A 22509-nucleotide genomic window follows, 5' to 3' on the forward strand; every position below is an offset into this window, starting at 1 on the left:
TCTGCCGCGGCTTCAGGTTCTTGTGATAGCCCTTGTCCTCCGCATGCAGCGCCGACTCGCTGGCGTGCGCATGGCCGCCATCGATGAGGTGGTCGGGTATGGGGGAATTCGTCATGGGGGTGTCCTTTGGGGATCGGTGGTTGAGCTTGTCGAAACCCGGGTTTCGACAAGCTCAACCACCAGCGACTACTTGCTGAGGTTGGCGAGGCGTCCGGGCTTAGAAGGCGTCTAGGACTAGAAAACAGACCAGCCCGTGCGGTCGGTAAGGTCGGCGAGCGCCGCCGTGCCGGCAAGGGAGTTTCCTTTGGCGTCCAGCCGCGGGCTCCAGACGCAAATGGCACCAACACCTGGAACGATCACCAGGATCCCGCCGCCCACACCGCTTTTCCCGGGAAGGCCCACGCGGTAGGCGAACTCGCCCGCGGCGTCGTACATCCCGCACGTCAGCATGATGGAGCCGATGCGTTTCGCGTCGCTTCGGGACACCACGGTTCCGAGCGCTCCCTGGCCGTCCCGGGCGAGGAAGAGGCCGGCCTTGGCGAGTTCCACGCAGGACATCATGATGGAACATTGGCGGACGTAGTTTTCCACCACAGATTCGGCGGCCTGCCTCAGGTTGCCGAAGCCCTTCAGGAAGTGCGCCAGGGCCAGGTTGCGGCTGCTGCCGGCGAGCTCGCTGGCTGCGGCGGCCTCATCGATGAAGGGCCCGGTGCTGGCCGCCTGGGTGGTGAGGAACCGCAACAGCCGGGTGGCGGCGTCGGACGTTTCTTCCATCAGGTGATCGGTGACCACCAGGGCGCCGGCGTTGATGAACGGGTTCCGCGGGATGCCATGCTCCACCTCCAGCTGGACCAGGGAGTTGAACGATGTGCCGGACGGTTCGCGCAGCACCCGGGACCACAGCGTTCCTGAGCTGTCGCCTCGAAGTGCCATTGCCAGCGTGAACACCTTGGAGATGCTCTGGATGGAAAACGGGACGTCGGCATCGCCGGAACTGAACACCTCGCCGGAAGTAGTGGCGACGGCGATTCCGAAGCTGTCGAAGGGTACCGCTGCCAGGACGGGGATGTTGGCCGGGACAGACCCGGTTTCCCGCTGCGGCCTGTGGTTGCGGACGACGTCGTCCAGTATCCGGTCCAGCGGCGGTGCTTTGAGTGTTGTGGTCATTTCCTGCCCAGTTGTTCTTTAGGTGTGCTGGCCCATTCCTGGATGTGGAGCAGGGCCACCAGCGAGTCCCTCGGGTTGCCGAAGTCCAGCCCAGTCGCGCGGGACGCCTTGCTGATCCGGTAATAGACGGTGTTCTTGTGCAGCCCCATCCTGCCGGCGCACTCGGCGACATCGAGTGAGGCTTCGAAGTATGCGTGCAGGGTTTCCGCGAGTTCGGTGTCCTGCCGCAGCAGGGCGGAAAGACTGCGGTGGCGGAACGTGGAGGACGTGAAATTCTGGACCGCCTCGCGGAAGAGGATCTCTCCTTCGAAGTCGTCCACTGTGGCGACGCCCCTGTTTGGAGACGTGCCCACACACCTCAACAGGGCCTCGGTGATACGGGTGGTTGAGTGCAGGGACAGCAGGTCCGGTACTACCGGACCGACGGCGGCGAAGGGGCTGATGCTGAGGTGCTTGCCGGCATCCCGGACGATCGACTCGGCCAGGCTCCGCAGCCCCGGTTCCGCAGACGTTGACTGCAGGCCCGGGACAATCACGGCGGTGTCACCCTTGAACTGGCCCACGACGGCGGACGCCTTGTAGGCGGCCGCGTGGATGGACGCCAGGTTGGCGAGTTCGCCGTGCTTCAGTGCTGCGTCGTCGGCCTGGGCGTCGGCAGCGGACATTCCTATCAGGATCAGTGCGGCCGGGCGCTCGGCAGGGATCTTCTCACTGTGTGCACTGGCCGCGGCTTCCGCGGAACCTGACAGGATCCGCACAATGCGGTCCTCACGCATGTGCACGGACTGCTGGTTGCGGTAACGGATCAGCTCGGCGGAAGCCCGCGCAGCAGATCCGTTCAGCACATAATCAACGTCCGGGCCGAAGCCCGCCCCGGTTTCCTGCAGCCAGATGTAGCCCATGATCCGGTCCCCGGCGAACAGGGTGATGGCCACCCGTTCCCGCAGCCCGTCCTGGGGCCGGGCCGGTACCCGCACCGGCAGCCGTGTCCTGTGCAGTTCACGGTAGGCGCCCAGGTCCTTGAGTAGCAGCTCGTATTTACGCGGACCGCGCCGGGCCAGGATGGAGGCCTTGCGCAGCTCGTCGATGTCATTCGAAACGGTGGAGTATGCCAGCACTTTATTGGCGGCGTCTTCGATGAGCACGTGGCTGGAGGTGAGCCGGGCGGTGGTCTGGGCGATGGCAAACAGGTCCTCTTCCAGCAGCGTCAGCACTTCGCTCTGGTAGGTGCGCGGCTGGATGCGGTCCTTGGCGATGGACAGCAGCCGGTCCCAGTCAGCCCCCGGATCCACCAGGAGCAGGCCCGTGCCGGCATCGCGGAGCAGCTCTTCAGCCTCGGAGAACTCCTCCCGCCTTCCCTTGACGGCGACCACCGGCGGAGGGTTCTTCAGGAGCCGCCGCAAAGCGGGCAAAGCCGAGCGGCCGCGGACGCCGATCAGCAGGACAAAGGCTGCGCCGCCGTCGGACGTTTCATCATCCGCATCTACTATCAAAAACCGTTCGATCGCAGCGCCGGCCGGGGCAGGCCGGAGGATGAGGCTGGCGAAACCCAAGGGGAGATCCGAGAGGATATCGTCCACCGTAACCGCTGCCATGGGCTTCCTTCTGCGTCGATGTGGCCGGACGGCTCTGTCCGGTCACCTCATGCTATCGAGGCAGGCGACTCCAAAATATGGAAGCGAATCTAAACGCAGTGGCAGGTTTTCGGTTCGCTGACCAAGCCTGCGGGATGTATGGCCCTGTATGGATGCCAGAGCCGGCACGAAGGGTGTACTGACAGGCCCTCCCGCCGGTCTTCCTGCGCCGTTAGCGTTGCTGGGACGGGGCAACTCCTTTGAAGGGCTCACCGCCCCTCCGTTCTTTCGACACAGGAGCATGACACATGGATAAGCGCACCCTGGGCACCAGCGGCCTGGAAGTCTCCGCCATCGGACTGGGCTGCATGAGCATGAGCGGCGGCTACAGCGACAGCCCTGACCGGCTGGAGATGATTTCGCTGATCCGCGGCGCCGTGGACCGCGGTGTCACCTTTTTCGATACTGCCGAGATCTACGGTCCCTACGCCAACGAGGAGCTGGTGGGCGAGGCGCTCGCGCCGTACCGGAACGACGTGGTGATTGCCACCAAGTTCGGTTGGGACATCGACCCTGCCCAACGCAAAGCGAGCGGGAAAGTCACCAGCCGCCCTGACGTCATCAAGCACGTGGTGGACGGGTCACTCCAGCGGCTCGGGGTCGACGCCATCGACCTCTACTACCAGCACCGGGTGGACCCCGATGTCCCCATTGAGGACGTGGCGGGCGCGGTCAAGGAACTGATCGACGCCGGCAAGGTTAAGCATTTCGGCATGTCCGAGGCCGCTGCGGGGACCATCCGCCGGGCCCACGCGGTCCAGCCTGTGACGGCGGTCCAAAGCGAATACTCGCTGTGGTGGCGGCGCCCTGAAGAGGACGTCCTGGCCACGTGCGAGGAACTCGGCATCGGTTTTGTGCCTTTCAGCCCCCTCGGCAAAGGCTTCCTCACGGGGACCATCGACACGTCCACCAGCTTCGAGGCCGGCAACGACATCCGCGCCACCATCCCCCGGTTCACTCCGGAGGCCAGGGAGAGCAACCGTGCCGTGGTGGACCTGCTTACCGGGATCGCGAAGCGCAAGGGCGCCACTCCGGCCCAGATTGCCTTGGCCTGGCTCCTGGCCCGGAAGCCGTGGATCGTCCCGATCCCTGGAACCCGCAAGCTGCATCGGCTGGACGAAAACCTCGCCGCCGCCGACGTGACCCTGTCCGTGGATGAGCTCACCGGGATCGAGGACGCCGCCGCCAGGATCCAGGTCCAGGGCGGCCGGTACAACGAAGCCGGGGAACGGATGACCAACCTCTAGGCGGGCAGGCTGCCGGGCGCCGGAGGAGGCCGGCCCGCCGTCGTCCAGCAGTGACCTGATAGGAAGCCCCCGCGCGAGTTGAACTCCAGCGCGGGGGCTTCCAGGCTTCGGGTTTGGGGAACTTTCGAAGCCGAATTCAATGTACTGGCCCTCAGGAACCGCCTTGACCAATACGGGCCGGATCCGCGAAATCTTGACGGAACCTTGAGCGGACGGCCGTCACGCAAAGCCGCGAGCGTGCATCACGCCGGCCGCAGTGACGTGATCATCCGCCGGATGTCCCTGTACTCCGCAGACTCCATGTATTTCTTGGCCTGCTCCAGGTACGGCAGGGATGCGGCGCCCGGTGTCACGTTGTTCTCCGGATTGTAGAACGCGCCGAACATGGCAGCAGTGGGCGGCCAGTTGAAGAAGTGGAAGATGCACGAGGCAGAGTCGCCGGTCGGTGCCGGGACCGAGGTGATGCCGTAGGCCGCCGCCGGTGTGTCCGCCGGTCCAGGTGTGGCGACATTCCCGCGGGTCTCATAGACGAACCGCGGAGCCCCCTCACCCTGCATCAGCACCGGCAACTCTTTAGAATCCAGCACGGAGTACGGATACCGGTCCAGGCACGTGGACCCGACGGCCATGTTGGTCCGAAGCATCGCCAGCGGCTTGCCGGCCCCATTGGTCACCGCCGCGAAGGCACCGCCGCCCTCGGGAAGCTCCCCCGCCGGGTCCTTGACGCTCCAGGCGGCCGGGTGGTCGAACGTCAGTTGGCCGTCCGCCGTCGTGAAGCTGGTCCAGGCGGCCGACGGCGTTGCGGTGGCACTCGGCGAGCCGCTCCCCGTCGGCGTCGCCGTGGTTGTTCCCGTCGCGGAAGTGACGGTGGGGCCGGGACTCGACGTCGTCGTCGGACCCGCCTGCGGGCCGCAGCCCGTGAACAGTAAAGCCATCAGAATGGCTGTAGAAAAGACCGCGCCCGACGCGGCGGGACTGCGCATCACACCCTCCTTTGGGCCTGAGATTGGTCCTTAAATTGTGGAACCGCAGGGCGCAGCAGGATCCAGCGGCGGCCCGATTGGCGCCGAACTGTTGCGGCGGTAACGAAAGGCTCGTGCGTCGCTGGCAGACCTTCCGCCAGATGAAGTTCCGATGAAGCCGCGTTGCGAAACATGGCGCCGGGTTGCCCGGTTTGGCCTTTTACTGCGTGTTCCGTGGCGTCATAAGTAGCCCCGTTTCGTCCCGTTGAGCTTCCGTTGCGGGGTGCTGGCCAAGGCGGTGGAGGCCGTGTTTAGGTGGTTCCACGGCGCAGGCCTGGCCGGTCCCGCAACAAACGCATCACGAACAGGAGGACTCCGATGCCGTACACAACCACCCGCACTACTGGCACCCACACCTCATGTTCCTGCTGTTGCCGCCGGCACTGATCCGCCTTCGCTGACGGGCGTCAGCGCCTCGTCTTTCCCCCCTCACTCCGTTCCCGGGCACACCCCGGGGGCCAGCACCGCCGTGCCCTCTATTCCCCCACGCCGCTCCCAACACCGAAGAAAGGCCATCATGTCCTTCGCTGCATCGTCCGCGCCTCCCTCCACCAAAGGGCCTTCCACTTTTTCCCGGCGCCGTGCCCTGGGTGCCCTGCTGGCGCTGCCCGTCCTCGGCGTCCTGACTGCCTGCGGCGGGAGCGCCACCGCCGGCAACGCCCAGCCAACCCAGGCAACTTCCCCGCTGGCCACCACCGTTCCCGCCGGCACCACCATCACTGTGGGCGATCCCAGCGTGAAGGTGGCCCTGGAACTGTCAGGCCTGATCAAGGAACTGGACTTCAAGGTGGAGTTCGCCAACATCTCCGGCGGCCCGCAGACTACTGAAGCGTTCCGGGCCAACGCCCTGGACGTCGGCTCCGTCGCCGATATCCCGCCGATCCACGCCACTTGGACGGGATTGGACGTGCGGATCATCGCCAGCGTCTTCCGGCAGGACGCCGTGAACCACCCGCTCTACGAACTGGGCATCGCCCCCGGGGCAGGAATCTCCTCCCTGCAGGACCTGCGCGGCAAGAAAATCGCGTACAGCCCGGGCCAGGCCCAGGGCGCCCTGGTGCTGCGGATCCTGGAAAAGGCCGGCCTCGGCCAGGACGACGTGAAGCTGGTGGAACTGCCCAGCACCGGCGACGTCTACTCCACCGCCCTCGCCAGCAAGCAGGTGGACGCCGCACCCATCGGCGGCGTCCAGATCAAGCGCTACCTCTCCAAGTACAAGGCCGACGGCGCATCGACCCTCCGGCACGGCCTGCGGGACGATCCGGGCCACCTGTACTCCCCCGCCAAGGTCCTGGACGACCCCGCCAAGGCCGCGGCACTCGCCGCGTACGTCGAGGTATGGGGCAAGGCCAAGCGCTGGATCGAGGACCACCCCGAGGAATGGCTCGAGGGCTACTACGTCAAGGACCAGGGCCTCTCCCGCGAGGATGGCCAGTACCTCATCGACGCCGCGGGCAAGGCTGACCTTCCGCTGTCCTGGACCGAAGCCATCGAACGGCACCAGAAAACCATCGACCTCCTGGCCAAGGAACAGAAGAAGCCCGAGCTGGTGGCGGCGGACCTCTACGACACCCGCTACGAAACCATCGCGGGCACGGCCTTCGCCGCCGCCGGAAAGGCCGGTGCTGCGTGAGCGCCCCAACCGTGGAGCGTCCCGCCGTCGCACCCCACCAGGACCCGGCACTCGCCGGCCGTGACGACGTTCGGCCCACCGGCCGCCGGCTGGGACCCGGACGACGACGGCGGCTCGCCTGGCTGCTGGGCCCCTCGGCACTGCTGCTGCTCTGGACAGCCGCCTCGGCGACAGGGCTGCTGGACCCCCGCATCCTCTCGGAGCCCTGGACGGTCGTGGCCACCGCCGGCGAGCTGATCGCCGACGGCCGGCTCCAGGAAAACCTCGCCATCTCCGCCCAGCGCGCCGGCCTGGGGCTGTTCTTCGGCATTGTCGTCGGAGCGCTGCTGGCCCTGGTGTCCGGGCTTAGCCGGGCAGGCGAAGCTTTCATCGACGGACCCGTGCAGATCAAACGCGCCATCCCGGGCCTGGCCCTGATTCCGCTCCTGATCCTGTGGTTCGGGATCGACGAGACCATGAAGGTCCTCACCATCACCCTCGGCGTCTTCGTCCCGATCTACCTGCAGACCCACGCCGGGCTGCGGGGCATCGACCTGCGCTACGTCGAACTGGCGCAGACCGTGGGACTGGGCCGGGCCGGCTTCATCCGCAAAGTGGTCCTCCCCGGCGCCCTGCCCGGCTTCTTCCTGGGCCTGCGGTTCGCGGTCACCGGTGCCTGGGTGTCGCTGGTGGTGGTGGAACAGATCAACTCCACCAGCGGCATCGGCTACATGATGGAGCTCGCCCGCACCTATGGCCAGACCAACATCATCGTCCTGGGGCTCGCCGTCTACGGCATTCTCGGCCTGCTCTCCGACGGCATTGTCCGTCTCATCGAACGAAAGGCACTCTCATGGCAGCGCACCCTGGCGGGCTGACCGCCGTCGAACCTTCCGTCCGTACACGTACGGGCGCCCGCACCGGCCCGGGGGCACCCACTGTGTCCGTTCGCGGCCTGATCCGCGGCTTCGGACCGAAAGGCGTCCTGAACGGCGTGGATCTGGACATCGCCCCCGGCGAGTTCGTGGCGCTGCTGGGTCCCAGCGGCTGCGGCAAAAGCACCCTCCTGCGGGCGCTCGCCGGGCTGGACCACGATGTCAAAGGCAGCGGCGTCATCAACGTCCCGGACCGGGTCTCGGTGGTCTTCCAGGACTCCCGGCTCCTGCCTTGGGACACCGTCCTGGGCAACGTCACCCTTGGGCTGCGGGATCACGACGCCGACACCAAGGCCCGCAGGGCCCTCGCCGAAGTGGGGCTCGCCGGCCGGGAAAAGTCCTGGCCGCACGAGCTGTCCGGCGGTGAGCAGCAGCGGGTTGCACTGGCACGTTCCCTGGTTCGCGAACCGCAGTTGCTGCTGGCCGACGAACCGTTCGGCGCCCTCGACGCGCTGACCCGCATCAAGATGCATGGCCTGCTCCGCGAGCTTGTGTCCGCTCACCGGCCAGCCGTCCTGCTGGTCACCCACGACGTGGACGAGGCCATCGCCCTGTCCGACCGGATCGTGGTCCTGGACAGCGGCCTCGTGGCCACCGTCCGCACCGTGGCGCCGGAGATCGGCTCCGCCGTGGACGCCGCCGGGCACGAAGCCCTGCGCCGCGACCTCCTCACAGCCCTCGGCGTCGACGTCAACGCCGCCAGCCACTAAATCACTTCATCCCTTAGGAGCACCCCCATGAGTTCCCAGAATCCTGATTCCACGACATCCGGTTCCACCCAGCGCAAACTCCACCTCAATGCCTTCCTGATGAGCACCGGCCACCACGAGGCATCGTGGCGGCTGCCCGAGAGCGATCCGCGTTCCAGCACCAATGTGGAGCACTACAAGCAGCTGGCCCGCACCGCCGAGCGCGGCAAGCTGGACTCCATCTTCTTCGCCGATTCGCCCGTGCTCTTCGGCGAGGTGGGCCGCCGCCCGGCCGGGAAGCTTGAGCCCACCGTGCTGCTGACCGCCATCGCCGGCGCCACCGAACGCATCGGGCTGATCGCCACCGCGTCCACCACCTACAACGAGCCGTACAACCTGGCCCGCCGCTTTGCATCCGTGGACTGGGTCAGCGGCGGCCGCGCCGGGTGGAACGTGGTTACCACCGCCGGTCCCGACGCCGCCCGCAACTTCGGCGTGGACGACCAGCCCGCCCACGCCGTCCGGTACGAACGTGCCGCCGAGTTCATCGAGGTCGCCCAGAAGCTGTGGGACAGCTGGGAGGACGACGCCGTGCTCGCGGACAAGGCCGACGGCGTCTGGGGCGACTCGGAGAAGATCCGCACCGTCGACCACGAAGGCAAGCACTTCAAGGTCCGCGGCCCGCTCAACGTTCCCCGCTCCCCTCAAGGGCACCCGCTGATTGTCCAGGCCGGTTCCTCGGAGGACGGAAAGGACCTCGCCGCCCGGTACGCGGACGCCGTCTTCACCGCGCACCAGACCCTCGCGGACGCGCAGGAGTTCTACCGGGACCTCAAAGCCCGGACCGCCGCCGTCGGCCGTGATCCGGAGACCATCAAGATCCTGCCCGGCATTGTCCCGGTCATCGGGGCCACCGAGGAGGAAGCCCAGGCGCTGGAGCGTGAGCTGGACCGGCTGATCAAGCCCGAATACGCGCGGATCCAGCTGGCCAAGACGCTGCGCGTCGCCCCCGAGGACCTGCCCCTGGACCGCCAGCTGCCGGACAACCTGCCCAGCGAGGACGAGATCGAGGGCGCCAAGAGCCGCTACACGCTGATCGTCCAGCTCGCCCGCCGGGAGAAGCTCACAGTCCGGGAACTGATCGGGCGCCTGGGCGGCGGCCGCGGCCACCGGACCTTCACCGGCACCCCGGTCCAGGTGGCGGACGCCATCCAGGAATGGTTCGACGGCGGTGCAGCGGACGGCTTCAACATCATGCCGCCGGTGCTGCCCTCCGGGCTCGCGACCTTCGTAGACCAGGTGGTGCCCATCCTGCAGGAGCGCGGCCTGTTCCGCACCGAATACACCGGCCGGACGCTGCGCGAGCACTACGGCCTGGAGCGTCCCGACAACCGTTTTGCCGGTGCGACCGCGGCGGAACTGTCGTCCATCGGATCGGCGTTCTAGTGGGCCGGCAGCTAAAGCTCAACCTGTTCATCTACCCCGGCGGCCACCACGAAGCCGCCTGGCGGCACCCTGCATCCCGGACCGACCGGGTCCTGGACATCCGGTTCTACCAGGAGCTGGCGCAGCGGGCGGAGGCGGCGAAGCTGGACGCCGTCTTTTTCGCGGACGGGCCCGCGCTGGAGAGTAACGTGCAGTACGCCACCAGGTTCCGGCTGGAGCCGTTCACCTGGCTGTCCGCGATAGCCGTCGCCACCGAACGGATCGGCCTGATCGGCACGGCCAGCACCACGTACCTGGAGCCGTACAACGCGGCCCGGCTGTTCGCGTCGCTGGACCACCTGAGCGGCGGCCGCGCCGGCTGGAACATCGTCACCACCGGCGCCGAACGGGCAGCCCGGAACTTCGGCCTGGACGAGCACCCGCCGCACGCCGAGCGCTACTCCCGGGCGGACGAATTCGTCCGCGTGGTGGGCAAGCTCTGGGACAGCTGGGAGGACGGGGCGGTGGTGTCCGACGCCGGCACGGGGGTTTTCGCCGACACCTCACGGATCCACGCGATCGGGCACGAGGGCGAACACTTCCGGGTGGAAGGTCCGCTGAACACGCCGCGGTCACCGCAGGGCCGGCCGGTCTACGTGCAGGCCGGCTCCTCCGCCGACGGCAAAGCCTTTGCGGCGCAGCATGCGGAAGCCGTGTTCACCGCCCACCAGACCCTGCAGAGCGCCCAGGGCTTCTATGCCGACATCAAGGCCCGGGCGGCCGCGGCCGGACGCGATCCGGAGCAGCTGCTCGTGCTCCCGGGCATCAGCCCCTACCTGGGTTCCACGGAGGCGGAGGCACGTGCGTTGCGGCAGGAATTCGACGAGCTGACCCAGCCCGAGTACGGGCTCGGCATCCTCCGCAAGCTGCTGGGTGTGGACCTCGACGGGCTCACGCTGGATGAGACGTTCCCGGAGGAGCTGCTGGCCGCCGAGGGCCGGGAGGGCAGCCGCACCCAGCTCCTCCTGGACGTCATCCGCCGGGAACGCCTCACCGTGCGCCAGACACTGCGCCGCTTCGCCGGGGCCCGCGGCCACTACGCCGTGGCCGGGACACCCGTTCAGGTGGCGGACGAGATCCAGCGCTGGTTCGAAAACGGTGCCGCCGACGGGTTCAACATCATGCCGCCATGGCTGCCCGGCGGGTTCGAAGCCTTCGCCGACGAGGTGGTCCCCATCCTGCAGTCCCGCGGCCTGTTCCGCACCGAATACTCGGGCCGGACCCTCCGCGAACACTTCGGGCTGGACCGTCCCGAAAGCCAGTACACCCCGCAACTCCAGCACACCCGGCAACTACAAGGAGCACACGCATGACCGAATACCGCAGCCTCGGCGCCACCGGCCTCAAGGTCAGCCCGCTCACCCTGGGCACCATGATGTTCGGGGCCATCGGCAACCCGGACCACAACGACTCCATCCGCGTCATCCACCGGGCGCTCGATTCCGGCATCAACGTGGTGGACACCGCCGATGTCTACTCCCAGGGCGAGTCCGAAACCATCGTGGGCAAGGCCCTGAAAGGCCGCCGCGACGACGTGGTGCTGGCCACCAAGGTCCACGGGCGGCTCGGCGAGGACGTGAACCAGGCCGGCAACTCGCGCCGCTGGATCATCCGCGCCGTAGAGGACAGCCTGCGCCGGCTGCAGACGGACTGGATCGACCTCTACCAGGTGCACCGGCCGGAGCCCGACACAGACATTGACGAGACGCTCGGGGCATTGTCCGACCTCGTCCGGCAGGGCAAGATCCGCTATATCGGAACGTCCACGTTCGAGCCGGGGCAGATTGTGGAGGCCCAGTATGTGGCCCGCGAACGCCACCGGGAGCGTCCGGTGGCGGAGCAGCCGCCGTACTCCATCCTGGCGCGCGGCGTGGAGCGTGAAGTCCTCCCGCTGGCCCAGCGGCACAGGCTGGGTGTGCTGCCGTGGAGCCCGCTGGCCGGCGGCTGGCTGTCCGGCCGCATCAGGCCCGACGGCGGCCATGTCCCGTCCAGCCGGGCTGCCCGCCAGCCTGCCCGGCATGATCCGTCGACGGCGGAGAACGCCCGCAAGACCCAGGCTGTGCTGGAACTGACCGAGCTCGCGGACCAGGCCGGGCTGTCGCTGATCCATCTGGCGCTGGGGTTCGTCCTCGAACACCCGGCAATCAGCTCGGCGATCATCGGCCCGCGGACGCTGGAGCAGCTGGAAGGTGCGCTGGGCGCGGACAAGGTGAGCCTGTCCGCGGATGTCCTGGACCGGATCGACGAGATCGTCCCGCCCGGCACCACGCTGAACGCAGCGGACAGCGGCTACCAGCCGCCGTCGCTGCTTGATCCGCTGCTGCGGCGCCGCAGCCGCTGAGCCGGACCAGGCAGCAAATCCGGGGCTTGTTCGCGAAACCGAACCTTGAAGGCAAGGTTTCGCGAACAAGCCCCGGACGGCGTGCCTGACTACTGGCCGAACGTCGTCGTGGCCAGCCTGTAGAGCGTGAGCACGAGTGACAATCGCACACGTCCCGGCGCCGTGCGGATGTCGAACCCGAGCGCCGTCGAGTAGTCCGCCGCCCGGCTTTGAACACTGGAGTGGTGCAGGCCCACTTCCTCTGCGACGGCCCGCAGGCTGCTGGCCGTCGCAAGGGACTCGAGGAGCACCAGCGCCTTGGGCTGCGACTGAAGAAGCAGTTTCAGCGCCGTAAGGTCCGGGGGTTCGAAGCGGGCGGAATCTGCCAACTCAGCGAAGACGAGCAGGCTGCCCAAGTCATCGGCAAGGTGCCGCGGATGCTGGGGACTGGTCAGCCGCAGTGCGAGGAGGGCCGATGCCCATGACTGATCGAGCGCGCTTGGAACCATGGCCAGGCCAACGCCCGACCGGACGCCGGGCTGGCCATCCGGCGGTTGGGCGTCCGAAGGCCGGCGGATTGCTGCCCGCACCGGCCCGACTCCGGTGTAGATCACTGAGCTTGGCCCCGGCAGCGCCACAGAGGCCGGAACGGCAACCACCCTGTAGCTTGACTCCCGTTCCAGATGCAGCATTGCGGCGGCATCCATCCGCCTGTCGAGCGGGGCGGCGCCGTCAATGACAGTCTCGACAGCCCGGCGGGAAGCGGCCACCGGGCTGGTGCGGTCGAAGGAGATGCCGAGCGCGATGGCCACACGCTCAAGGATCATCTCATCGTTCGCGAAAGCCTGGCCCGTGCGCTCAATCCACACCCGTCCGCCGTCACCGAAATCGTGGCCGGGCCAGGCGCCAGGTTCGCCGGAAGTGGTTTTCATGCCGGAGGCGTCGACGCGCACGGAACTGCCGTCCGCGCTGAATCCCGCTGCGCAACCGCTCAGCACGGCGGCCCCGCTCAGCAGGACCTGGGCGCTGGCATGGCCGTCGACGAGCGCGTCAAAGTACGCGATCACCTTAAGGCTTTCGGAGGCCTCAGGGTCGAGCGCCTTGAGTCGCCAAACCAGTCCCTGCATATCTGCCGCTCGTAGAGTTAGCTTTTGGTGCGAATTTTACTCCGCCGGCATGTGCCAGGCGCCTCGCACCGCGTCAGGCGCCGAGGATGCGGCGTACCCACCTCGTCCGAACGTCGCGGGCCTGGACCGACAAGGCGGCCTGGGGCACGATCATGTCAAAGCCATGGAATCCGCCCGCCCAGACATGCAGTTCGGCTACGCCTCCTACAGCCCAGATTGCCGAGGCATAGGCCACAACCTCGTCCCGGAACACCTCGGCGGTGGCTACATCGACGAAGGCGGGCGGCAGGTTGGACAGGTCAGTCGCCCGGGCCGGGGCGGCGTAGATGGAGACCTCCGCCGTCCTGCGCCGGTCACCGAGCAACGCATCCCAGCCGGTGTCGTTGCTGGTGCGGTCCCACAGCCCGAAGCCGTCGATCTGGTAGCTGGAAACTGTTTCGTTGCGGTCGTCCAGCATGGGGCAGATCAGCACCTGCGCGGCCAAGGCCGGACCTCCCCGGTCCCGCGCCATCAGGGCCACGCCTGCGGCCAGCCCGCCGCCGGCACTCGTGCCGGCGATGATGAGGCGCTCCGGGTCGAAGCCGAGCTCCTCGGCATGCGCGGCTGTCCAGACCAGGCCTGCATAGCAGTCCTCCACGGGTGCCGGGTCCGGGTTTTCAGGTGCGAGGCGGTACTCAACAGATACCGCGACGGCGTCCATCAGTTCCACCCATTCGATGAGCATGTCCGCACCAAGGAAGCGGTCGCCAATGACCATGCCGCCGCCGTGGGTGTGATAAATCCCTGGGCCGCCGGGGACATGGTCGATCCTGGAGAAGATGGAAACAATGAGGTCGGGGGCGCCATCCGGGCCGGGGATCGTCCGCTCTACGTGACGTACGGCGTGCCCGGCAAGCTGCTCTTCAATGGACGAGGTAAGTGGTGCGCTGCGCATCCCGGAGATCATGTCAGGTGTCAACGTGGGGTTGAGCAGATCCCCCAGCGCGGCAAGTGTTGCACCAAGTTCAGCATCAAAAGGTGGGGCTTTGGGGGTTGGCATCGTGTACTCCTGGGGTGGCTGGCCACCGCGTTGTGACCTGAATTCAGCCTAGGTATTCCCTACCGCGATTCTAACCGCCAGCAACACGCAAACCGGAGTGTCCAAACCGCCATCTGGCGGGGACCGTCTCATCTCCAGTCGTCGTCGGGCAATGTTCGGGGTGAGTTGATGGCCCGGGCATCGGATGTGGGGGCAATCACACGATCAAGCCAGCAAAGCAGGCAGAATACATGTGAGAAAGCCTTTTCTGGATCTCGTACCCGAAGGAACCCACCATGGAATACCGCACCCTTGGCCGCACCGGCCTGTCCGTCTCTGCCGTCTGCGTCGGCACCAGCTCCCTGGGCAGCCACCCGGCACCGCGCGGGACCGACACCGCCGTCGCCACCATCCGCCGGGTCTTCGAAGGCCCGTTCAACTTCATCGACACGTCCAACGAGTACGGACAGACGAACAGTGAGCGCCGCATTGGCCAGGCCCTGGCCGAGGCCGGCGGCCTGCCCGAAGACGTGGTGGTGGCCACCAAGGTGGACCCCATCCGCGGCATCAGCGACTTCTCCGGGGACCGCGTCCGCCGCTCCGTGGAGGAATCCCTCGAACGCCTCGGCCTGGACCGGCTCCAGCTGGTGTACCTCCACGATCCGGAGAAGATCACTTTCGAGGAGGGCACCGCGGCGGGCGGCCCGCTTGAAGCCCTGATCGAACTGCGCGACCAAGGAGTCATCGGGCACCTGGGTGTGGCCGGCGGACCGATCGACCTGGAACTGAAGTACCTGGCCACGGACGTGTTCGACGTCGTCATCAGCCACAACCGGTACACCCTGGTGGACCAGACGGCCGAGCCGCTGATCCAGGACGCGATGGAGCGCGGGGTGGCGTATGTCAACGCGGCGCCGTTCGGCGGCGGCATGCTGGTGAAGGGCCCGGACGCGGCCCCCAACTACTGCTACCGCCCGGCCAGCGAGGCCATCATCGCGCGGGTCAAGGAAATGGAAGCCATCTGCAACGAGTACGGCGTGCCGCTGGCCGCCGCCGCGCTGCAGTTCTCCACCCGGGATCCGCGGGTCAGCTCCACCATCGTGGGCATGTCAGAACCCGGCCGCGTTGAGGAAACCGTCCGGCTCGCCGAATGGGACATTCCGGAGGACTTCTGGACACGGATCCTGCCGCTCGCGGCGGCCGGAACCGGCGAGCTGGGCTAAGCCCCGGACAACCGGTACGGCCGCGGCTAGGGTGCCAGCCGGTACCCCACGCCGCGCACCGTTTCAATCCAATGCGGCGACCGGGAGCTGTCGCCCAGGCGCTTGCGCAGGTTGCCCAAGTGGACCTCGACGGCGCGCTCCTCGCCCGCGGTGACGAACGAGCCGGTGCTGTACGGCTCGTTCCGCAGCCGGCGGACCAGGTCAGCTTTTGTCTGCACCACCCGGCCGTTCTCCATGAGGACCAGGAGCAGGTCAAACTGGGTGCGGGTCAGGTCCAGCGGGACGCCTTGGATGGCGGCGGAGCGGGATCCTTCGTGCAGCGTCAGGCCTTTGTGCTCAAAATCGCACAGCACGGCGGTCCCGGCGTTCCTCGGCGGAGTGTCGCCGGCGGGGGCCAGCGCAGCAGGAGGCGCAGGGTGCTGCCCGGCCCGGGGTTGGGGCGGCGCCTGCATTCTTTCCCCGGAAGCGGAGTTCAGCGACCGCGGACGCCTCAGCATGGCGGCGATCCGGGCACGCAGTTCCCGGGGCCGGAACGGCTTGGTCATGTAGTCGTCAGCGCCGGCTTCGAAGCCCATCAGAGCATCGGCTTCTTCCACCCGGCCGGTGACGATGATCAGGTAGGCATCGCTGAACGTGCGGATCCGGCGCGAGGCCTCGATGCCGTCAAAGTCCGGCAGGCCCACGTCCATGGTGACAATAACGGGGTTGTGTTCCCGCACGGCCTGCACGCCTTCCATGCCTGAGGCCGTCTCAAACACGGCAAATCCGGACTGCTGGAGCACCTCCTTCAGAGATGTCCTGATGTCGTCGTCGTCTTCGACAACAACAGCAACGCCCCGCTCCACCATCCATGCCCCCATTAAGTCTCTATTGCCTGCTGCCGCAAGCTCACCATCCAAGCTATTTCATCTTTTATTCGGTGACATAAACCACGCGGATGGGTTTTTCAAGGGCTCAGGGGTGAAACTTCTAATTATTTAGCCTACACACCCATATTGCCCTCGATTCCAAATTGGCCGTAAGTTGAGTAATTCTTGAGGTTGGGAAAATATTGCGTATTTCTTGAGGTTTTGCTCCGCTCAAATTAATCGCATTTGGGCTATTGCGTTCTGTGACTGAAGTGACTGATGATCATCGTGTGCTCAATGGGGGCGCAAAGATGCTCGCTGGGGAGCAAGACATAAGGGGCGTTGCATGGCTTCTTTTCGGTTACCTGTCTCACATTCCACCCGCCCGCTAAGACCGCTGGCCATGCTGGCGGCGGCGGGCCTGGCTATGCTGGCCTGCATGCCGTCCGCACAAGCCGCCGAAACCACACCGCCGGACCCCGGCCCGGCCGGGAGCTTCGCCTGGAAGGGCTTCAACTGGGAGAAGCGCTTCTGGGGCGGGGCCCCGCAGTACAACAGGCTGTTTGACTCAGCCAACGTCAGTAACCCCGACGCGAACGGCCACGTCACCCTGAAGCTGACCAACCCCACGGGCCAGGCCCCGGTGGCCGCAGAATTCCAGTCCACCCGCCACGGGTTCGGCTACGGAACCTACAGCACCATCGTGGCGAAGAACCTCAGCATCCTGCAGAAGGAAGTGGTCTGGGGCTGCCTGTTCACCTACGACCCCCTGGCCGAGCCCGGCTACAACGAGATCGACCTTTGCGAGGCTTCGGCCTGGGGCGGCGGCGCCGCGTACGGTGAGTCCTGGCCCGTCAGCCAGGGCCACGGGTACTGGTTCGACGCCACCAAACCGCCCGGCCAGGGCAACAACACAGTGAATTTCGATGTCACCGCCAGCCCCATCACCACACACCGGATGGTGTGGGAGCCAGGCAAGCTGACCTTCGAAACCTTCGCCGGCGAGGGCTTCGCCGGCACCCTCCTGAAACGGACCGTCCTGCAGGGAGCCACCGTTCCCGTGCCGGCAAAAGAGCAGGTCCACTTCAACCTGTGGGTCACCGGCGGCGGAGGCGGTGACCCCGCCCATGTAAAGCCTGAATCCGTGGTGGTCCGGGACTTCTCGTTCGTCCCCGCGGCCGCCGCACCGCCGCCCGCACCCGTGTCGGCCATCAAACTGTCCGCCACCACCACCAAGGCCAAGGGCGTGAACACCACCACCCTGAAATGGTCCGGCGCCACGGGCACCAGCGTGACGCTATGGATCAACGGGGTCCAGAAGACCGTGCCCAACACCGGCGCGTACGTGAACAAATCAAAGGGCGGTGCCGCCACCGCCTACAAGGTGTGCGACACCGCCGGATGCTCCAGCGTCCTCAGCGTGGTCACCTGACGCCTGCGGACCCGAACACAGGTGCAGGGCGTCCGGATCCCCCGGCGCCCTGCACTGTACTCCGATCAGCTTTGGCGGCAGCGCCGCTTAGGACTTGTCGCCCCGGACCGGAACGATCCGCTTGACGGCAAGGCCCAGCGCCAGGAGCGCGAAGGCGGCAAGGGCCAGCCAGAACAGGTCACCCGCACCGGTCATGGCGAGGGTTCCGGAACCAATTCCGGCCGCGGCCGGAGCTGCTGGATTGTCATACATAGTTGTTACCAGGCTTTCTTCTTGTTGAGGGCTGCGTCCAGGTACGCCTTGCCATGGACCACCTGCAGAAACAGGTCAATCACCAGCTCGTACATGGTGGCGGCGGCGAGCATGTATCTCCATCCCCGCAACCGCACCGTGACCACACGTTCGATCACGAAGACACCGGTCACGGCCAGCCAGAACGGCTGAATATTCAGCCCGGCCCCCGTGCCCAGTGCAAACGCCACCGTGCCGAAGTAGGCGAGCGTCACCAGGACACCCACCATCGCCAGCACCTGCCGGCCCCAGTACGGACGGGTGACGCGGGTCCAGCCATACTGCACGCAGTTCTCCACCGCCCCGCGCTTCCAACGGAGCCGCTGCGCCCACAGTTCGCGCCAGGTGGGCATCACCTCCGTCACCAGCGTGCAGTCCGGCGGCGATTTGATCCGGTACCGCAAGGTCAGCAGGGCAAACGACAGCTCGTTGTCCTCGGTCAGGACGGAGGTGTCATAGACCCCGCCGCGGCCATTACCGGGCGGCAGCGACCCGTCCAGCCTGGCCGCGATGACGTCGCGCAGCGTCCGGGCCCGGAACAGCGCCGCGGTGCCCGTCACCACCAGGCACTTGCCCTTGAGCCGCTTCACGTCGCGGGCATATCTGGCGTATTCGTTGCGCTGCAGGTGCCCCACAAACCCGCCGCCGTGGCCGCCGCGGAAAACACCGCCGACGGCGCCGAGCCGGGAATCGCGCTGGAGGTGGGCAACGGCCCGCTCGATGAAGTCGTGGGACAGCTGGGAGTCAGCGTCCTGGATGAGGATCATGTCCTCCGGCTCGGCGTCAGGCAGGAGACCGCTGAGGGCGAAGTTCAGGGCGCCGGCCTTCTTGTCGGAATTGCCCTCGGTCCGGAGGACTTCCGCGCCCTCCGAGCGGGCGATTTCTTCGGTGGTGTCGGTGCAATTGTCGGCCACCACAATCACCCGGTCCGGCCGGCGGCTCTGCGATTTCAGCGACATCAGGGTTTCGCCAATGCCCGCGGCCTCATTATGCGCGGGAATTAGGACCGTGATCACAGGAACGCAGGTGCGGAGGCAGCCGCAGCGGATGCCTGAAAATTCCGGCCCAACGCGTGAATAATTACATGGAATTGTGACGCAGCGCGCATTAACTAAATGGTCCCCACAGGAATAGTCATCGAATTCTTATTTCCTTTGAGCCTTCCAGCGGCAACTCAATCCATCGGCAGAGAACTGGCAGCGAAGGCACAAGCTTTCGTAAAGATGAACTCAACTCAGCCCGGCCTCAATCAGCCTGCCGCTGAGATGCCGCAGGGCGCGCTGAGGTGCCACACCGCCGTCGCACTCCACCCCAAACCACAACATTGCGCATCAAAAGCGCACAGAAAACTACCAAAAGTGCTTGACCGCACCAGTTGCGCCCTGTTACAAATGTTGTAACGCGGCCGGACCTACCCACTCGGGGCCGCGCACCCCGCCAAAAACACAACCTTTACTGCGCCGCGTTTTTGAAACGATACAAACCACGACGCCGTGGCCACAGTTCCACGCGTCATCAAAGGAGATGAACGTGATCGGCAGTCCCATGTCACCCAGGACGTCCCGCAAACACCCCAGGACTCTGGCCGCCGGCCTGGCAGCCGCCGTGCTGGTGAGCTGCGCGGGGGTGAGCCTGGCTGCACCCGCCGCCAACGCCGAGCCCAGCAGCTACCGCTTCGATTTCGGCAGCGGGCCGGTGGAGGACGGCTTCATCGGCGTGAGTGCTGCCGACGCTTACAGCCCGGAAACCCGGTACGGCTTCAACACGCCGGAGAACATGGCCAACGTGGGCACCTCCGGCAGCGGCGTGGCCAGCGACGCCGTGCGCTTCCTGCAGTTCGGCACCAAGAGCCCCAACACCTTCAACGTGGACCTGAAGGAGGGCCTGTACAAGGTGTCTGTCACCCTGGGCGACACCGCACGGGCGAGCATCGCCGCCGAAGGCGTCTTCCAGGCCATGAACCTCACCGGCAACGGTGCCAGGGACTCCTTCGAGATTCCCGTGACCGACGGGCAGCTGAACCTGCTGGTGACCGAAGGGAAGGTTGGCACCGCCTTCACCCTCAGTGCCCTGGAGATCGAGAAGGTGGACCGCGATCCCGCGATGGACCCCACGATCTGGGTGGGCGGGGACTCCACCGTGGCCAGCTACTACCCGCTCGAGTCCAGCGTCCAGGGCGGCTGGGGCCAAATGCTGCCCCAGTACGTGGATCCGGAAGTCTTCGACGTCCGTAACATGGCCACCGGCGGGCAGATCGCGCGCGGCTTCCGCAACGACGGCCAGCTGGAAGCCATCCTGCAGTACATCAAGCCCGGGGATCTCTTCCTGCTGGAGATGGGCATCAACGACACCGCCGCCAAGAACGCAACCACGGAGGCCGAGTTCAAGGAGATCATGCGGGACATGGTCCGGCAGGTCGCGGCCACCGGCGCCACGCCCGTGCTCGTCACGCCGCAGGGCCGTGCCACGGACTTCGTGGACGGCGTGCACATCTCGGTGAACCGCTGGTACCGGAACTCCACCGTGGCCCTGGCCGGCGAGGAGAACGTGCCCCTGGTGGACCTGAACGTCCTGGCGTCCGCCTACTTCACCGAAATAGGCCCGGAAGCCACCCTGGCGCTCTTTATGACGGGCGACACGCTGCATCCCAACCGTGCCGGCGCGGGCGAACTGGCCCGGCTGGTGGCAGAAGATCTGGGCCGCCAAGGCCTCTGACCCCGGCGGAAAGGCCCCGAATCTTCCGCGAAATTTGAGCCTATCTTGAGGCATCCCTTCGGATCCCCTGCAGTTGACGGTCCACGCTATAAGCATCAGACCACCATCTGCAGGGGAAGCAGGAAGAGTCATGGGGAACGAATCAGCTCTGGATGAGGTCACGGCCGTGGGAGGCGTGATCACAGACCAGCATCCGCTCGACTTCCACACCCTGGGGCTCGCCGGCTGCATCGACCGGCTCACCGCGCCCCTCCGTCAGCAAGGGACGGCAGTCCGCTGGGATACTCCGCACTGGGGCATCGAGATCCCGGCGGACTGCGCGTCCCTGCTGTACCAGGCGGCCCGCGAAGCGCTGAGCAACGCCCTCAAGTACTCGGACGCGTCCGCGCTCACGGTCCAGCTCGCCGCCGTGGACCATGGCATCCGCCTGGTGGTGTCCGACGACGGCGCGGGCTTTGACAGCCAACTCGCCATCAGCGGCCGGCACCACGGCTATGGCCTGCGGCTGATGTCGGTGGCAGTCCACGAGGCCGGCGGCTCCGTGGACATCTGCTCAAGCCCGGGCCGCGGCACCTGCGTGACGGTCACCCTGCCACTGGACTAGCACGGAAGCCCGCCGCGCTTTGGGGGGCGGCGGACTTCCGTACCCGTCCCGGCGTCGAACCGGCTCCCGCCTGGTGTGCCGTGTGGCACAGGCTCAGCGCCCCGGCCGGGGCACCCGCGAAACCGCGGACTACCGCGACAGCTTCTCGGCGTCAGGTTCGAGATCGCCGATGTGGCCGGGCGCGTTGGCCGCCGTGACCCGCTGGACGAACGCGCAGTACTCCTCCATGTAGTGGCGCAGGAACTTGGCCGTGGCGTCGTCTGTAACCTCGCCGTCCTCACCGAACGCCGCAGGGTTGTACTTGACGTAGGCCTCCGGCGCGTTGAGCTGCGGAGCATCAAGGAAGCTCAGCACACTACGCATGGAGGACTGCATCACCGCCGTCCCGATACTGCCGGGCGAGGCGCCGATGATGCCGGTGGGCTTGCGCGCGAACGAGTTGGTCCCCCACGGCCGCGACCCCCAGTCGATGGCGTTCTTCAGGGCACCGGGGATGGAACGGTTGTATTCGGGGGACACAAAAAGGATGCCGTCCGAGGCCTCCACCGCTTCCTTCAGCGCCCATCCGGCCGGCGGGAAATCGGCGTCGTAATCGTAGCTGTAGAGAGGCAGGTCCTTGATGGGGATTTCGGTGAACTCCAGGTCCGCCGGCGCCAGGCTGACCAGTGCCTTTGCGAGCGTGCGGTTGATGGAGCCGCGGGCCAGGCTGCCAACGAAGTAGCCGATCTTGTGGGTTGCCATAACAAACATCCTTCCTAACAGCCGGCGGGAACCGGCTGGCCGACGGTGCTGCGGTGGGTCAAGCACGTTCTGAAAGCACAGCGCGTCCCCCAGTCCAGCACAGAACAGCCACCGCGGCCAGAGCCTCCGGAAGGTTCTTGACAGCCCGTCCGGGCAGGCGCTGAATGATGAATAAGGGCGGATCCACAGCAGGAAAACGGCAGCACAGGAGCAGCAGACATGAACGACAAATTGGTAGCGGCGCAGCGCATCCACAGTGAAGCACCGGCCGAAGGGGACGAATTGGCGGACCCCACGGACATCCGGATGCATTCCCAGGAGCCCGCCGAGGGCGCGGACACCGAGCCCGAGGCCGGCGCGTAGGGACCCCATCACCAACTCCGCCCACCGCCGGAGTTT

Annotated in this window: 21 protein-coding genes; 12 read left to right on the plus strand and 9 right to left on the minus strand. The window is 66.6% G+C overall.

Annotated features, from left to right (window positions below):
• Positions 1-234: 234 nt before the first annotated feature.
• Positions 235-1167 (minus strand): glutaminase, encoded by a 933-nt coding sequence (locus tag EYS21_RS17015; RefSeq protein ID WP_131134430.1) that lies wholly within the window; start codon positions 1165-1167, stop codon positions 235-237.
• On the minus strand, positions 1164-2762 hold the full coding sequence (locus EYS21_RS17020; protein ID WP_131134431.1) for a helix-turn-helix domain-containing protein: 1599 nt from the start codon (positions 2760-2762) through the stop codon (positions 1164-1166). Before EYS21_RS17020 ends, EYS21_RS17015 begins: the two co-directional genes overlap by 4 nt.
• 287 nt (positions 2763-3049) lie before the next feature.
• Here EYS21_RS17020 and EYS21_RS17025 point away from each other — a divergent pair, with 287 nt between their 5' ends.
• A complete protein-coding gene (locus tag EYS21_RS17025; protein WP_131134432.1) occupies positions 3050-4048 on the plus strand; it encodes an aldo/keto reductase in 999 nt (332 codons plus the stop codon).
• A 242-nt stretch (positions 4049-4290) separates the two neighbouring features.
• On the opposite strand, the gene EYS21_RS17030 is transcribed toward EYS21_RS17025, so the two are convergent.
• Positions 4291-4983, minus strand: coding sequence for a hypothetical protein (locus tag EYS21_RS17030; RefSeq protein WP_131134620.1), 693 nt, complete (start codon positions 4981-4983; stop codon positions 4291-4293).
• A gap of 604 nt (positions 4984-5587) precedes the next feature.
• Here EYS21_RS17030 and EYS21_RS17035 point away from each other — a divergent pair.
• Genes EYS21_RS17035 through EYS21_RS17060 form a run of 6 tightly spaced genes read left to right on the plus strand, consistent with a single transcriptional unit; the run spans position 5588 to position 12132 of the window.
• On the plus strand, positions 5588-6703 hold the full coding sequence (locus EYS21_RS17035; RefSeq protein ID WP_131134433.1) for an ABC transporter substrate-binding protein: 1116 nt from the start codon (positions 5588-5590) through the stop codon (positions 6701-6703).
• A complete protein-coding gene (locus EYS21_RS17040; RefSeq protein WP_131134434.1) occupies positions 6700-7560 on the plus strand; it encodes an ABC transporter permease in 861 nt (286 codons plus the stop codon). Before EYS21_RS17035 ends, EYS21_RS17040 begins: the two co-directional genes overlap by 4 nt.
• Positions 7536-8327 (plus strand): ABC transporter ATP-binding protein, encoded by a 792-nt coding sequence (locus EYS21_RS17045; protein ID WP_131134435.1) that lies wholly within the window; start codon positions 7536-7538, stop codon positions 8325-8327. Before EYS21_RS17040 ends, EYS21_RS17045 begins: the two co-directional genes overlap by 25 nt.
• Before the next feature lie 27 nt (positions 8328-8354).
• A complete protein-coding gene (locus EYS21_RS17050) occupies positions 8355-9752 on the plus strand; it encodes an LLM class flavin-dependent oxidoreductase (protein ID WP_131134436.1) in 1398 nt (465 codons plus the stop codon).
• On the plus strand, positions 9752-11104 hold the full coding sequence (locus EYS21_RS17055; protein ID WP_131134437.1) for an LLM class flavin-dependent oxidoreductase: 1353 nt from the start codon (positions 9752-9754) through the stop codon (positions 11102-11104). Before EYS21_RS17050 ends, EYS21_RS17055 begins: the two co-directional genes overlap by 1 nt.
• On the plus strand, positions 11101-12132 hold the full coding sequence (locus EYS21_RS17060) for an aldo/keto reductase (RefSeq protein WP_131134438.1): 1032 nt from the start codon (positions 11101-11103) through the stop codon (positions 12130-12132). Before EYS21_RS17055 ends, EYS21_RS17060 begins: the two co-directional genes overlap by 4 nt.
• Positions 12133-12221: 89 nt before the next feature.
• Here EYS21_RS17060 and EYS21_RS17065 read toward each other — a convergent pair whose 3' ends face one another.
• Positions 12222-13238, minus strand: coding sequence for a hypothetical protein (locus tag EYS21_RS17065; protein ID WP_131134439.1), 1017 nt, complete (start codon positions 13236-13238; stop codon positions 12222-12224).
• 73 nt (positions 13239-13311) lie between these two features.
• Positions 13312-14277, minus strand: a complete 966-nt coding sequence (locus tag EYS21_RS17070; protein WP_131134440.1) for an alpha/beta hydrolase — start codon at positions 14275-14277, stop codon at positions 13312-13314.
• Positions 14278-14552: 275 nt separating this feature from the next.
• Between EYS21_RS17070 and EYS21_RS17075 the strand changes: the two genes are divergently transcribed.
• Positions 14553-15479 (plus strand): aldo/keto reductase, encoded by a 927-nt coding sequence (locus tag EYS21_RS17075; protein ID WP_131134441.1) that lies wholly within the window; start codon positions 14553-14555, stop codon positions 15477-15479.
• A gap of 26 nt (positions 15480-15505) precedes the next feature.
• On the opposite strand, the gene EYS21_RS17080 is transcribed toward EYS21_RS17075, so the two are convergent.
• Positions 15506-16327 carry a response regulator transcription factor gene (locus tag EYS21_RS17080; protein ID WP_131134621.1) on the minus strand — a complete coding sequence of 274 codons (822 nt, stop codon included), beginning with the start codon at positions 16325-16327 and terminating at the stop codon, positions 15506-15508.
• Positions 16328-16766: 439 nt separating this feature from the next.
• Here EYS21_RS17080 and EYS21_RS17085 point away from each other — a divergent pair, with 439 nt between their 5' ends.
• Positions 16767-17759 carry a hypothetical protein gene (locus tag EYS21_RS17085; protein WP_242633471.1) on the plus strand — a complete coding sequence of 331 codons (993 nt, stop codon included), beginning with the start codon at positions 16767-16769 and terminating at the stop codon, positions 17757-17759.
• Positions 17760-17846: 87 nt separating this feature from the next.
• Here the strand turns inward: EYS21_RS17085 and EYS21_RS23455 are convergent, their stop codons facing one another.
• Together EYS21_RS23455 and EYS21_RS17090 are read right to left on the minus strand one after the other, a co-directional pair.
• The gene (locus tag EYS21_RS23455) at positions 17847-18011 is read right to left on the minus strand and encodes a hypothetical protein (RefSeq protein WP_165478344.1); all 165 of its coding nucleotides are present in this window, start codon (positions 18009-18011) and stop codon (positions 17847-17849) included.
• A 5-nt stretch (positions 18012-18016) separates the two neighbouring features.
• The gene (locus EYS21_RS17090; protein ID WP_131134442.1) at positions 18017-19066 is read right to left on the minus strand and encodes a glycosyltransferase family 2 protein; all 1050 of its coding nucleotides are present in this window, start codon (positions 19064-19066) and stop codon (positions 18017-18019) included.
• Positions 19067-19580: 514 nt separating this feature from the next.
• Between EYS21_RS17090 and EYS21_RS17095 the strand changes: the two genes are divergently transcribed.
• Entirely contained in the window at positions 19581-20765 is a 1185-nt protein-coding gene (locus EYS21_RS17095) for a GDSL-type esterase/lipase family protein (protein ID WP_242633473.1), read from the plus strand.
• A gap of 130 nt (positions 20766-20895) precedes the next feature.
• Complete coding sequence (locus EYS21_RS17100) at positions 20896-21369, plus strand: ATP-binding protein (RefSeq protein WP_131134443.1); 474 nt, start codon at positions 20896-20898, stop codon at positions 21367-21369.
• 129 nt (positions 21370-21498) lie between these two features.
• Here EYS21_RS17100 and EYS21_RS17105 read toward each other — a convergent pair whose 3' ends face one another.
• A complete protein-coding gene (locus EYS21_RS17105) occupies positions 21499-22110 on the minus strand; it encodes an NADPH-dependent FMN reductase (RefSeq protein ID WP_131134444.1) in 612 nt (203 codons plus the stop codon).
• 219 nt (positions 22111-22329) lie between these two features.
• On the opposite strand from EYS21_RS17105, the gene EYS21_RS23460 reads away from it, so the two are divergent.
• Entirely contained in the window at positions 22330-22473 is a 144-nt protein-coding gene (locus EYS21_RS23460) for a hypothetical protein (protein WP_165478345.1), read from the plus strand.
• Positions 22474-22509: the final 36 nt, after the last annotated feature.

Origin of the sequence: Arthrobacter sp. S39, assembly GCF_004320525.1 — a bacterium.
GTDB lineage: Bacteria > Actinomycetota > Actinomycetes > Actinomycetales > Micrococcaceae > Arthrobacter.